This is a genomic window from Pseudoflavonifractor sp. 524-17 (genome assembly GCF_009935845.1).
Lineage (GTDB): Bacteria > Bacillota > Clostridia > Oscillospirales > Oscillospiraceae > Pseudoflavonifractor_A.
Genome location: NZ_QWEK01000015.1, coordinates 77611 through 90518 on the forward strand (window position 1 = coordinate 77611; position 12908 = coordinate 90518).

Consider the following 12908-nt stretch of genomic DNA (forward strand, 5'->3'; position numbering starts at 1 on the left):
GTCGTCAGTGTCACAATTTACTTTGGAAAAGCGTATTGACACCGTTGGCTTCGTGTGATACTATTTCAATCAATTACAGGATAGAGGTTGCGGTTTTCAAAAGTAGCACGGTGAGGGCTCCGCGGGCCCCAAGATCCGTTTGCAAAAGGGAACGCCGCCGAAGTGGACCCTCCCCCGGAGGTCGGTCCCCTGGGCGCATGGGCGAACAGCCCTGCGACTGTCACCGGCTGCGGGCTGGTGGGGCGCTGTCTGTGTTTGGAATATGGTGGACAGGGGCGTATACCTGCGTCTTTGACATTATAGTACAAAATCAGCCGGTGTGTAAACCCGCTGATTTCTTTTTTTCCTCTCTTTGGACAAACTCTTTTCCTGTAAAAGCGGCATAGAATCCGTATAGCAGAAGTCTAACCCAGGGCCGCTGTGCGGCTGTCTGCGGCGAAACACACCGCACACATGTGAAAAAAATTAAATTTGATTCTTTTCATATGGGTTGACTATAACACAGGAGGTCATTGAAATGGAAAAGTATCGGGTAGGCGTGATTGGCGGCACAGGCATGGTGGGCCAGCGGTTTGTCACATTGATGGAGAACCATCCCTGGTTCCAGCTCACCGCCATCGCGGCCAGCCCCCGCTCTGCGGGAAAGACGTATGAAGAGGCCATCGGCTCCCGCTGGGCCATGGGCACCCCCATGCCGGAGGAGGCTAAGAAGCTGGTGGTCCTCAACGCGGAGACCGACGTGGAGCAGATCGCCTCCATGGTAGACTTTGTCTTTTCCGCTGTGGATATGAAAAAAGAGGAGATCCAGGCCCTGGAGGAGGCGTACGCCAAGCATGAGTGCCCCGTGGTCTCCAATAACTCCGCCCACCGCTGGACGGACGACGTACCCATGGTAGTACCGGAGATCAATCCGGAGCACATCCAGGTCATCCCCGCTCAGCGCAAGCGCCTGGGTACCAGCCGGGGCTTTATTGCCGTCAAGTCCAACTGCTCCCTCCAGAGCTATGTCCCCGCCCTGCACCCCCTGCGGGAGAAATTTGGCCTGAGCAAGGCCTTGGTGTGTACTTATCAGGCCATCTCCGGCGCCGGCAAGACCTTTGACACCTGGCCGGAGATGGTGGACAACGTCATCCCCTACATCGGCGGCGAGGAGGAGAAGAGCGAGCGGGAGCCCCTCAAGCTGTGGGGCAAGGTGGAGAACGGCGTTATCGTCAACGCCTCCTCTCCCGCTATCACCGCCCAGTGCTTCCGGGTAGCCGCCTCCGACGGCCACATGGCTGCCGTCTTTGCCAGCTTTGACAACCGCCCCAGCGAGGAGGCGATCAAAGAGTGCTGGTCCTCCTTCCGCGGCCGCGCTCAAGAGTTGGAGCTTCCCTCCGCTCCCAAGCAGTTCCTCCACTACTTTGACGATCCCGCCCGGCCCCAGACCAAGCCAGACCGGATGACGGAGAACGGCATGGCGGTGTGCCTGGGCCGGCTCCGTCCCGATACCCAGTACGATTATAAGTTTGTCTGCCTGTCCCACAACACCCTCCGCGGCGCGGCGGGCGGCGCGGTCCTTCTGGCCGAGCTGCTGTGCGCTGAGGGCTATATTACAAGGAGGTAGTCCATGTCTAGACAGCCTATTTTTACCGGCGCCTGCACTGCCATTGTCACCCCCTTCAGCGACAGCGGCGCCATCAACTACGATGCTTTCGGCCGGCTGATTGACGAGCAGATTCAGCGGGGCATTGATGCCATCTGTGTCTGCGGCACCACCGGCGAGAGCGCTACCATGTCCATTCGGGAGCACGTGGCCGCTGTAGAGTTCTGCGTCAAGCGCGTGAACCACCGGGTCAAGGTCATCGCCGGCGCTGGCAGCAACGACACCTCTGCCGCAGTGTACCTCTCCCAGCACGCCCAGGATTCCGGCGCCGACGCCCTGCTCCACGTAACGCCCTATTACAACAAGGCCACCCAGGCCGGCCTCATCAAGCACTATGAGTACATCGCCGACCGTGTGGAGCTGCCCATTATCCTGTACAATGTCCCCAGCCGCACCGGCGTCTCCTTTACCGCTGAGACCTATAAAGTTCTGTCCCAGAACCCCAAAATCAACGGCGTGAAAGAGGCCAGCGGAAATTTCTCCCTTCTGGCTCATACCCGCTATCTGTGCAGTGACGATTTCTACGTCTGGTCCGGCAACGACGACCAAGTGGTTCCCATGATGGCCCTGGGCGCCAAGGGGGTTATCTCGGTGGCCTCCAACTTGGTACCGGAGGTCATGGTAAAGATGAGCCACCTGTGCCTGGAAAATAATTTTGAAGCCGCTTCCAAGATCCAGATTGACTATATGGACCTCATTGACGCCCTCTTCATTGAGGTCAACCCCATTCCCATCAAAGCAGCCATGAATCTGGCCGGTTACCAGGCAGGTGGCCTTCGTCTGCCTCTGTGCGATATCTCTGACAGCCATCTGGATACCCTCAAGGCCGCTATGGCACGGATGAAGCTGCTCCCCTGACCGGCAGAGGAGGACGTTGAATATGGTTAAGATTCTGATTTCCGGCTGCAACGGCCATATGGGCCGGGTGGTGGCCGACATCTGCGCCGCAGAGGCGGACATTGAGGTGGTTGGCGGGTTTGACCTTCTGGGGCAGAGCGGCCAGGACTTCCCCGTCTGGTCCGCCCCTAACGCCTGCACCGTTGCGGCAGATGCCGTGATTGATTTCTCCTCCCCCGCCGCCTTGGATGGCCTTCTGGAGTTTGGAAAGAGCCGTCCCATCCCTCTGGTCTTGGCCACCACCGGCTATACCCAGGAGCAGCTGGACCAGATAGACGCTGCCGCCCAAAGCATCCCTATTTTCCGCTCCGCCAACATGTCTCTGGGCATCAATGTCCTGTTGGATCTGGTGCGCCGGGCTGCCGCTGTCCTGGGGGAGCGATTTGACATTGAAATTGTGGAGCGCCACCACAACCGCAAGGTAGACGCTCCCAGCGGCACCGCCCTGATGATTGCCGGCGCCGCAGCCTCCGCCCTTCCCTATCAGGCGGAATACGTTTATGACCGGCACACCGTCCGCCAGCGGCGGGGCTCTCGGGAGATCGGCATCTCTGCCGTCCGAGGCGGCAATATTGTGGGCGACCACGAGATTATCTTCGCCGGACGGGATGAGGTCATCGAGCTGCGTCACTCCGCCATGGGCCGGGAGGTTTTTGCTTCCGGCGCGGTGCGGGCCGCCCGCTTTCTTACCACTGTCTCCAAGCCGGGACTCTACTCCATGTCCGACCTGGTAGCTGAGATCAAATAGCGCTAATCAGCCCCCAGCCCTGCGCAAATGTGCAGGGCTGGGGGCTGTTCTACTCCTCTTTTATCCCCCTGGATACTGCTCTGTCTCCGTTTTATGCTCTGCGGCTCCCTCTATGCCACGGCTGGTCAGCCGGTTGTGGACCCACTCCCCGACCAGAGAGTAGATCACGGCGAAGGTAGGCACACCCAGCAGCATCCCGGGAAAACCAAATAGTCCGCCTCCCACTACAATGGACACCAGCACCCAGAAAGCAGAAATCCCAGTGCTGTTGCCCAAAATCTTGGGGCCAAGAATGTTGCCGTCAAACTGCTGAAGAGCCAGCACCAACGCGGCGAAACGCAGTGCCTGCCAGGGGTCTACAATCAGCAGAATCAAGATGCAGGGCACCGCCCCCACGATGGGGCCGAAGAAGGGGATAATATTGGTCACACCGATGACCACGCCGATAAGTACCGGAAATTCAATGCGCAGCACACTGGTCAGGACGAAACACAGCACACCCATAATGGCGCTGTCCAGAATTTTGCCATTGATGAAGCCGGAGAAAATGTCGTTGGCCCGGCTGCACACACTAATAAACCGGTTGGCCTTTCCCGTGGGAAGTATGGAGTAAACAAGCTCCTTGCACTGCCGGCTCAGGCTGTTCTTGTCCAGGAGCATGTAGATGGAGGAGATAACAACCGTAATGGCAGAAATCACCGCGGACACCACCCCGCTGCCCAGCGCCACCCCCATGCTGAGGATGTGTGGGATAGCCTTGGAGGCCAAATCGGATACTTTGCTCATGATATCCGAGTAGGAAGCCATAAACTGGTCCAGAAAGCTGTTGATCATCGCCTGATCAATGTTAAACTCTCTGGAGACCTGCTGCAGCAGGCTGTTCAGATTTAGGAAAAAGCCCTGGATGATCCAGTATAGAGACACTACGCTTTTGGCCACTTGGGGCAGGATCAGCATCACCAGGATGGCCAGCAGCGCGATGAACAGTACATAGACCACCAGCACTGCCAGCCCCCGGCGGCATTTGAGCTTGGTGAAAACCTTATGCTCAAAGAAATTTGTGGGCCCGTTGAGTAGGTAGGCAATGGCAAACCCAACAATAAATGGCATGAGCACCTTTAAAATCGTAGATACAACTCTGCGCACAATACCGAAGTGGGTGAACACCAGGTAGAATGTGATCGCAATCAGCAGCACCAGCAGGCTGGAGACCGAACGCTCATCCAGGATAAACCACTTTTTTTTCTTCACGTAATTCCCTGCCTTTCCATCGCGCTATGGCCGTATGGTAATTTTATTGTAGCACGGCAAATTGCGCGGCACAAGTGCCCTTTGGAAAAAACAGCCCGGCGGTTACAGAGAGACTCTGTGGTATACCTTTTTTCCCTTCTTGATCTCAATGCCTTCTCCCTGGAGCTGCTGAGCAGTGAAGGCGGTGTCTACGCTGGAAATTTTTTCGCCGTTGACACTTACGCCCCCCTGCTCAATCAAACGGCGGGCCTCCTTTTTGGAGGGTACCAGACCGCATTTGAGCATCAAGTCCAGGATACCAATGCTCCCATCGGTGAGCTCCTCCCCAGTCAGCGTGGTGGAGGGCATGTTGCTCTTGTCGCTGCCCCCGGCGAAGAGGGCCTGGGCCGCGCTCTGGGCCTTGGCGGCCTCCTCCTCCCCGTGGATCAGCTTGGTCAACTCAAACGCCAGAATTTCTTTGGCGGTATTGAGCTGGGCGCCCTCCCACCGGTCCATCTCGTCAATCTGCTCCAGAGGCAGGAAGGTAAGCATCCGCAGACACTTGAGCACGTCCGCATCATCCACGTTGCGCCAGTACTGGTAGAAATCGTAGGGGGAGGTCTTTTCCGGATCCAGCCACACTGCTCCAGCCTGGGTCTTACCCATCTTCTTCCCCTCGGAGGTGAGGAGCAGGGTAATGGTCATGGCGTAGGCATCCTTACCCAGCTTGCGGCGGATGAGTTCGGTGCCTCCCAGCATATTGGACCACTGGTCGTCGCCGCCGCACTGCATATTGCAGCCTACGGTCTGGAACATATGGTAGAAGTCGTAGGACTGCATAATCATATAGTTGAACTCCAGGAAGGACAGCCCCTTCTCCATACGCTGCTTGTAACACTCCGCCCGCAGCATATTGTTCACGGAGAAGCAGGCCCCCACTTCCCGCAGCAGCTCAATATAGTTCAGCTGGGTCAGCCAGTCAGCATTGTTGAGCATCAGGGCCTTCCCCTCGGAGAAGTCGATGAACCTGCTCATCTGCTCTTTGAAGCGCTCACAGTTGTGCTGGATGGTCTCTACTGTCATCATGGAGCGCATATCGGTGCGTCCGGAGGGGTCGCCCACCATACTGGTGCCGCCGCCGATAAGGGCGATGGGCCGGTTGCCTGCCATCTGGAGGCGCTTCATCAAACACAGTGCCATAAAGTGGCCCACGTGCAGGGAGTCCGCTGTGGGATCAAAGCCAATATAAAAGGTGGCCTTGCCGTTGTTGATGAGCTCCTTGATCTCCTCCTCATCGGTGACCTGGGCAATCAGGCCGCGGGCTTTCAGTTCGTCATAGATCGTCATTGAATCGTCTCCTTATCTCTTCATTTTCTCTATGCCTCGTTCAATTTTCATCAGGAAACCGTTTCTCTTTCCTGACCAGTCCTGGCACGGATCACATTATAGCCCACCACGCCGCCGATGACAATCACCGCTCCTACCATGGCCAGGGGATCCACCGCCTCATGGTAGAATACCGCCACCAGAATAGGGTTGAGCACTGGTTCAATCCCGGACACCAGACTGGCGGTCACTGGCGGAGTGGTCTTCAGTCCGATGGTCAGCAGAACATAGGCCAGCCCCACCTGGAAAGCGCCCAAAACCACCAGACTGGTGAGGGCGGTGGGGGTGAATTCCGTCTCAAACAGCAGAAATGGCGCCCCGGTAACCGCGCTGATCACGTCCCCCCAGAACACCGACGAAATGGGGTCGCACCCCGGCATGTCCTGAAGCAGAAATACCCCCGCGTAGCTCAGTCCGGACAGCAGGGCAAGACAGTTGCCCGCCATGTCCCCGGTCTCCAGACTCTCCACAAAAAAGCACAGCACCCCCAGAAATACCACGGCGCACGCCCCGATATCCAGCTTTCCCGGCCGCTTTTTCCAAAACAGGACAGAGAGCAGAATCACAAAAATAGGGGCGGTGAACTGGAGTACAATGACGTTAGCCGCCGTGGTCAGTTTGTTGGCAATGGTAAAGAGAATATTGGTGCCGTAGATACAGATTGCCCCCAACAGCACTCCACGGTTCATCTGGGGCCGGTGGCGGGTGGCGATGAGATAGCCCCCCACTACCATCAGCGCCACCACATTCCGTCCGCCGTTGATGGCCATGCCGCTCCATGGGATCAGCTTGATGCACAGGCCGCCGATGCTGTACAGGGCCGCAGCCAGAAAGACACATAAAGTTCCCCGCTGCCGCTCCCACTTTTCTGTCAATCAAACTACCTCCTCCAGGCGACACCTATAAAAAAACGTCCTCTGTCCATTTGGACAGAGGACGTAAAACTACGTGGTACCACCTCTGGTTCATCCCCGTCTTACGGCGGGAACCTCAGGCCGTGCCGGCACACGGCGGCGCGATAACGGGCGCACCCGGCCCACCCTACTGCAACTCGGTTCAGGCGGCCGCTCCAAGGGGTATTCGCACTTCGCCGCCTCTCCCCCTTTCACCAGGCTGGGGGCTCTCTGAGCAGGCGGACAGAAAGCTACTTTTCCTTCTCTCAGCGTTGTTCGTAAGAGGGATTCTAGCACATGCAGGCAATCTTGTCAACCAAAAAATCCGCCCGCTTCTTTTTCACTAAAGGGAACTGTGCCGGTAGCGCTCTCCGCCGGAGAGCAGCTCGTCCGCGCCGGCCAGGATGGCGGGCGTGATATGTTCCCCGCCGGTCAGGCGGGCCAGCTCCTCCACCCGGCGCTGACGGCTAAGCCGTTCAACGTCTGTAAAGGTTCTTCCCTTTCGCTCCCCCTTAACCACAGAAAAATGGATATCCGCCATAGCGGCGATCTGGGGCAGATGGGTGACGCACAGCACCTGCCTGCCGTGAGCCACGTCCGCCATCTTCTCCGCCACCTTCTGGGCGGCGCGGCCGGACACACCGGTGTCCACCTCGTCGAAGATCAAGGTGCTCACCTGATCGTTCTCCGCCAGCACGTTTTTCAGCGCCAGCATAATCCGGGCCAGCTCACCGCCAGAGGCAATGCGCTGAATGGGCTTCAAGTCCTCCCCCACGTTGGCGGACATAAGGAACTGCACCTCGTCCATGCCGGTCTCGTCCATGGCCAGCTCACCGCCCTTGGGCTTAAACTCTGCCTGGAAGCGGACCTTGGGCATATCAAGCTGCTTCAGCTCCGACTGAATCCGCTTTTGCAGGGCTTCCCCCGCCTGCCGCCGGGCCGCGGAGAGCCGCTCCCCCTGGGCTCTGGCCTCCTCCAATGCGGCTGCACACTGCTTTTCCAGCTTGGCGATAGTATCGCTGGAGTAGGCAATCTCGTCCAGCTCCCCCCGGCACTTGTCCAAGTAATCCAGCATCTCCTCCACAGTGGAGCCGTACTTTTTTTTCAGCCGGTAGAGCACGTCCAGCCGGCTCTCGATCTCATCCAGCTCCCCGGGCTCGAAGTCAAACTGCTCTCGCAGATCCCGCACCGCCTCCGCCGCGTCATCCGCTAGGGCGGACAGCTCCGCCAAGCGGTCGGACACGGTAGAGATGGCGTCGCTCATCCCCGCCACGGCGGACAGAGCCCCCTGAGCGTCTGCGGCTAGGGCGGCGGCGCCCGCCCGATCCTCGTCCCCAGACAGAGCGAAATGGGCCTCCTCCACCGCCCGAATCAGCTTTTCCCCATTGCGCAGCAGGGTACGGCGCTGAGTGAGGCTCTCTTCCTCCCCCGGCTCCAGCTTGGCCCGCTCCAGCTCCTCAATTTGGAATTGGAGGCTGTCAATCCGGCGGGATTTCTCCGCGTCGTCCATCTGAAGGGCGCTGATCTGCCGCTTCAGGTCGCTGAGCTTTTGATACGCGGCCTGAAACTTCTCCCGCAGGGGACCGGTCTCCCCAAAGCTGTCCAGATAGTCCAGATGACAGCTCTCGTCCAGCAGCTGCTGGCCGTCGTGCTGGCCGTGGATATTCACCAGCTGACGGCCCAGCGCCCGGAGCTGGCCCACATTGACCAGGCGGCCGTTGACGCGGCAGATGTTTTTTCCGTCCGCCTGGATCTCCCGGCGGATGAGGAGAACCCCGTCCTCCCCCTGCTCTACCCCGTTGTCCTGAAACCAGTCCAAGGAGGGCACGTCAATAAACTGCGCCTCTACCTGGGCGGACTTCGCCCCGGTGCGGATCAAATCCCGGCTGGTCCGTCCGCCGATGATGGCGCCTATGGCGTCAATCACAATGGACTTGCCGGCGCCGGTCTCGCCGGTCAACACGTTGAACCCGGCGTCAAATTGGATATCCGCCGACTCAATGACGGCGATCTGCTCAATATGGAGAAATGAGAGCATAATTACCTCCCAGAAACGAAGGGATTACTTTAACATTTTATGGATTTCCTCACAGAAATCTACAGCGGCCTCGTTGGAGCGCATAATGAGAATGGCGGTATCATCTCCTGCCAGACTGCCCACCAGATCGGAAATCTCCATTCCGTCAATGGCCGCGCCCGCCGCGGGGGCCAGCCCCGGCATGGTGCGCAGCACCACAATATTTTGGGCCCAGTCAAAAGAGGTGACGCTCTCTTTGAAAATAGTACGCAGCCGGCCGGCCAGATTCATGGACACCTTGTGCTCCGACACCGCATAGCGGTAGTAGCCGTACCCCGTCAGCTCCTTGACCAGGTGCAGCTCTTTGATATCCCGGGAAATGGTGGCCTGGGTGGACTGGACCCCCCGCCGGCTCAGCTCAGCAAGCAGCTGATCCTGGGTCTCCACATCCTGCTCCTTGATGATGCGCAGGATTTCCTGCTGTCGTTTGGCTTTCATACAAACCTCCCATGCCTGATCCCGGGCTGCCCTACATCCGCCCCAGCTTCTGTGTCATAATCTCATAAAAGCTCCGGCCCGTCAGACGGACCAGGTGTGTCTTTGTCTCAGACTGCCGTATGTTCATCGCATCCCCGCCGCACAGCCGGAACGCCTTGCCGCCATCTACCGAGAGATACGCGGTTTTGCGGCTCATGGAGCGCATCCGCACCGACACCGTCCTGCGGTGATCCAGCACAAAAGCCCTAGCGTTGACTACATGGGGACAGATGGGGGTGACGATGATATTCTCCGCTGTAGGCTCCACAATGGGCCCCCCCGCCGACATGGAGTAGGCAGTGGATCCGGTGGGGGTACTGATGATAACGCCGTCGCCAGAGAAAGCGGTAATGGGCACCTTGTCGCTCTTTACCTCAATTTCCACCACCCGGGCCACCGCCCCTTTGGTGATCACCGCATCGTTAAGGGCCAGATCCGAGTAGACCGTCCGGCCCTCCCGGCGCACCTCTACCGACAGCATCATACGGGACTCCACCGTATACTTCCCCACTGCCAGCTTGGACAGCAGGGGCAGCTCACTCTGCTCCACCTCAGCCATAAAGCCCACACTGCCCAGATTCACACCCAAAATGGGGATTCCATAGGAGTTGGCGTCCTTAGCGGCGTGGAGGATGGTGCCGTCCCCGCCAAAGCAGACGAGAATATCCGCATCCCGCAGTTCCTCGTGCATATCGCAGCAGGAGACCTGCTTGGGAAATTTGAGATCGCTTCCCTCTACGGAGAAGGGCAGACAGATCTTGGTCTCTACCCCCGCATTGTTCAGGATCCGCGCCGCCGCCTGGGCCACCTTCAGGCCCTTATCCCGAAACGGATTGGGGCTCAATACGATTTTCACCCTCCGCTCGCCTCCAACGTCTGATGAGATTCGGCCACCAAAGTCTTTAAGTCACCGGTCCACGCCGCCGCCTTGTCTGCCCATAGGTAACCCAAGTATTCAATGTTTCCCTCTGGCCCCTTGATGGGGGAAAAGGTCATATCCCTCACGGTAAATCCAGCCTGGGTGGCGTGATCCAGAAAATGCTCCAGCACCTCTAGGTGGACCTTTGGGTCCCGGACCACCCCGTTTTTCCCAACCTTCTCCCGGCCGGCCTCAAACTGGGGTTTCACCAAGCAGACCACCTGGCCGTCCCCCCGCATCACCCCCCGCAGCGCAGGGAGAATCAGCCGCAGAGAGATGAAGGACACATCCACCGACGCAAAATTCAGCTCATCCGGGATCTGTTCATGGGTGAGATAGCGGGCATTGGTCCGCTCCAGGGGCACCACCCGGGGGTCGCTGCGGATTTTCCAGTCCAGCTTGCCGTAACCAGTGTCCACCGCATACACCTTAGCCGCCCCGTTTTGGAGCATACAGTCGGAAAATCCCCCTGTGGATGCCCCGATATCCCCGCAGATCTTGCCCTCCAGACAGACCAGGAAGACCTTCATGGCCTTTTCCAGCTTCAAGCCTCCCCGGCTCACATAGGGGATGGCCTTGCCACGCACCTCAATAGCAGCGTCCTCCGCCACCGCGGCGCCCGATTTGTCCACCCGCTGGCCGTTGACAAAGACCAGACCACTCATAATGGTGGCCTGGGCCTTCTGGCGGCTTTCAAAATATCCCTGCTCAGTGAGCAGGACATCCAACCGTTTTTTAGCCACGTCTTACCATCTCCTCCGCCCGGCTGGCCAGCTGCTCTGGGCTCAGGCCGCACAGCGCATAGAGCTGCAGGGCCGTCCCATGGGGAATAAACCGATTCCCCATGTTCTGTAAAGTAATTTCCCTTACCGGTATCCTCTGGCAGAGCAAATCTGCGGCCAAGCGCTGCCCCACACTGTTAGATGCCACAGTCTCTTCCGCCACCAGAAGGCGACCGGTCCGTTTTACAGACTCCGCCACCGCCGTACTGTCCAAAGGTGTAATGTATCCTAACTTTACAACCTCTGCGGAGATACCTTTTTCCGCCAACCGGTCCGCCGTTTCCAGCAGATAGTTCAGAAAAATACCGTACCCAGTCAATGTGATATCCTCTCCTGGGCGTATTACCAAGTTTTTCACACCGGCGTCCCCCTGATATCTGCCCTCTCCCCCCCTGGGGTAGCGAATGGCCACCGGGCCGTCACAGGCAAACAGGGCGTGGCGCAGCATGGTCCCCACCTCCGCAAAGCTGGCGGGACAGAATACCTTCATCCCCGGGATCGTATCCAGAAAGGCGGCGTCGAAGGCCCCATGGTGCGTCTCTCCGTCCGCCCCTACCAACCCGGCCCGGTCCACGCCGAATACCACATGGAGATCCTGTATCCCCACATCGTGGACCAACATATCGTAAGTCCGCTGCAAAAAGGAGGCGTACACCGCAAAGACCGGAAGCATCCCCTGCTTGGCCAGCCCCGCCGCCATGGCCGTGGCGTGGCCCTCGGCAATGCCCACATCAAAGGACCGGTCGGGGTAACGCTGAAAAAACTCCGACAGCCCAGTCCCCGGCACCATGGCCGCGCTGATGGCGCACACCCGCCGGTCCTCCGCCGCCAGGGTACACATGGCCGCCCCGAATGCGTCGGAGAAGTCCGCCCCGGCGGGCTGGAGAGGCGCTCCAGTGTCAATACAAAACCGGCTCACCCCGTGGAACTGGTCGGGATTGCGCTCCGCTGGGGGATATCCCTTCCCCTTCACCGTTCGAATGTGAAGCAGTACCGGCCCGCTGAGATTCTTGGCATACTGAAGCATCCGGGTCAGCCGCTTTACATCGTGTCCATCCACCGGACCCAGATAGGTAAAACCCATGTCCTCAAACATGCTGCACGGCAGCAGCGTACCCTTGATGGCGTTTTTCAGCTTGTGGGTCACCCGGTAGACATGCCGCCCCCCAGGCAGGACGGCCATAGCCTTCTGATAGCTCTTTTTGAAGTGTAGGTACTGGGGCTTCAGCCGCTGGCGGGCCAGATGCTCCGCCACGCCCCCGACGTTTTTGGTAATGGACATGCCGTTGTCATTGAGAATGACAATCATAGGCTCCTTGCTGTTTCCCGCGTCGGACAGGCCCTCGTAGGCCAGTCCGCCGGTGAGTGCGCCGTCGCCGATGAGGGCCAGGATGTGGTAGTCCTCCCCCATCCGGGTTCGGGCCCGGGCCATTCCCACTGCCACAGACACGGAGTTGGAGGCGTGGCCCGCTACAAAAGCATCGTGGACACTCTCTGACGGCTTGGGAAAGCCTGCCAGACCGCCGAACTGCCGCAGCGTCTCCATCTGCTCCCGACGGCCAGTGAGCATTTTATGGATATAGCACTGGTGTCCCACGTCGAAGACCACCCGGTCCCGGCTGGTATCGAACACCCGGTGAATGGCCACGGTAATCTCCACCGCCCCCAGATTGGAGCCCAAATGCCCCCCGGTGCGGGACACTGTGTGGAGCAGCTCGGAACGCAGGCGGCCGCACAGCAGCTCCGCCTCGCGGTCTGTCATTGTATGCAGATCGGGAAAAGTTTCCTCCATGGTAATGATATCAACGCCTCCATCTCCCAAAAGCTTCTTCTGCGAAACAGCCGGGCAGTTCC

General features: G+C 58.8%; 11 protein-coding genes, 1 riboswitch and 1 other annotated feature. Of the genes, 3 read left to right on the forward strand and 8 right to left on the reverse strand.

The window, feature by feature from the left end:
• The first annotated feature begins 73 nt into the window (after window positions 1-73).
• A riboswitch (Lysine riboswitch) is annotated at window positions 74-256 on the forward strand.
• Between the two features lie 261 nt (window positions 257-517).
• The 3 genes from asd to dapB are packed head-to-tail and all read left to right on the forward strand — an operon-like array spanning window position 518 to window position 3290.
• Window positions 518-1606 carry an aspartate-semialdehyde dehydrogenase gene (gene asd, locus D1159_RS06660; protein WP_161844896.1) on the forward strand — a complete coding sequence of 363 codons (1089 nt, stop codon included), beginning with the start codon at window positions 518-520 and terminating at the stop codon, window positions 1604-1606.
• A gap of 3 nt (window positions 1607-1609) precedes the next feature.
• A complete protein-coding gene (dapA, locus tag D1159_RS06665; protein ID WP_161844897.1) occupies window positions 1610-2503 on the forward strand; it encodes a 4-hydroxy-tetrahydrodipicolinate synthase in 894 nt (297 codons plus the stop codon).
• 22 nt (window positions 2504-2525) lie between these two features.
• Window positions 2526-3290 carry a 4-hydroxy-tetrahydrodipicolinate reductase gene (gene dapB / locus D1159_RS06670; protein ID WP_161844898.1) on the forward strand — a complete coding sequence of 255 codons (765 nt, stop codon included), beginning with the start codon at window positions 2526-2528 and terminating at the stop codon, window positions 3288-3290.
• 60 nt (window positions 3291-3350) lie between these two features.
• Here the strand turns inward: dapB and D1159_RS06675 are convergent, their stop codons facing one another.
• The 8 genes from D1159_RS06675 to dxs all read right to left on the reverse strand — a co-directional run bounded on the left by D1159_RS06675 (window position 3351) and on the right by dxs (window position 12876).
• The gene (locus tag D1159_RS06675) at window positions 3351-4541 is read right to left on the reverse strand and encodes an AI-2E family transporter (RefSeq protein WP_161844899.1); all 1191 of its coding nucleotides are present in this window, start codon (window positions 4539-4541) and stop codon (window positions 3351-3353) included.
• Between the two features lie 102 nt (window positions 4542-4643).
• Window positions 4644-5867 carry a tyrosine--tRNA ligase gene (gene tyrS, locus D1159_RS06680; RefSeq protein WP_161844900.1) on the reverse strand — a complete coding sequence of 408 codons (1224 nt, stop codon included), beginning with the start codon at window positions 5865-5867 and terminating at the stop codon, window positions 4644-4646.
• A 50-nt stretch (window positions 5868-5917) separates the two neighbouring features.
• The gene (locus D1159_RS06685) at window positions 5918-6781 is read right to left on the reverse strand and encodes an EamA family transporter (RefSeq protein ID WP_161844901.1); all 864 of its coding nucleotides are present in this window, start codon (window positions 6779-6781) and stop codon (window positions 5918-5920) included.
• 54 nt (window positions 6782-6835) lie between these two features.
• Window positions 6836-7076 (reverse strand) — a binding site (T-box leader).
• A gap of 66 nt (window positions 7077-7142) precedes the next feature.
• Window positions 7143-8837 (reverse strand): DNA repair protein RecN, encoded by a 1695-nt coding sequence (gene recN / locus D1159_RS06690; RefSeq protein ID WP_161844902.1) that lies wholly within the window; start codon window positions 8835-8837, stop codon window positions 7143-7145.
• 24 nt (window positions 8838-8861) lie between these two features.
• Complete coding sequence (locus D1159_RS06695; RefSeq protein WP_161844903.1) at window positions 8862-9314, reverse strand: arginine repressor; 453 nt, start codon at window positions 9312-9314, stop codon at window positions 8862-8864.
• A gap of 31 nt (window positions 9315-9345) precedes the next feature.
• Complete coding sequence (locus D1159_RS06700; RefSeq protein WP_161844904.1) at window positions 9346-10209, reverse strand: NAD(+)/NADH kinase; 864 nt, start codon at window positions 10207-10209, stop codon at window positions 9346-9348.
• Window positions 10206-11015, reverse strand: a complete 810-nt coding sequence (locus D1159_RS06705) for a TlyA family RNA methyltransferase (RefSeq protein WP_161844905.1) — start codon at window positions 11013-11015, stop codon at window positions 10206-10208. Before D1159_RS06705 ends, D1159_RS06700 begins: the two co-directional genes overlap by 4 nt.
• Complete coding sequence (gene dxs / locus D1159_RS06710) at window positions 11008-12876, reverse strand: 1-deoxy-D-xylulose-5-phosphate synthase (protein WP_243152150.1); 1869 nt, start codon at window positions 12874-12876, stop codon at window positions 11008-11010. The genes D1159_RS06705 and dxs overlap by 8 nt, the downstream gene beginning before the upstream one ends.
• Window positions 12877-12908 lie beyond the last annotated feature (32 nt).

Excerpts from the sequence above, each read along its gene's own strand:
- asd (WP_161844896.1), top strand. The coding sequence starts at position 518 with ATGGAAAAGTATCGGGTAGGCGTGATTGGCGGCACAGGCATGGTGGGC.
- dapA (WP_161844897.1), top strand. The coding sequence starts at position 1,610 with ATGTCTAGACAGCCTATTTTTACCGGCGCCTGCACTGCCATTGTCACC.
- dapB (WP_161844898.1), top strand. The coding sequence starts at position 2,526 with ATGGTTAAGATTCTGATTTCCGGCTGCAACGGCCATATGGGCCGGGTG.
- tyrS (WP_161844900.1), bottom strand. The coding sequence starts at position 5,867 with ATGACGATCTATGACGAACTGAAAGCCCGCGGCCTGATTGCCCAGGTC.
- recN (WP_161844902.1), bottom strand. The coding sequence starts at position 8,837 with ATGCTCTCATTTCTCCATATTGAGCAGATCGCCGTCATTGAGTCGGCG.
- D1159_RS06695 (WP_161844903.1), bottom strand. The coding sequence starts at position 9,314 with ATGAAAGCCAAACGACAGCAGGAAATCCTGCGCATCATCAAGGAGCAG.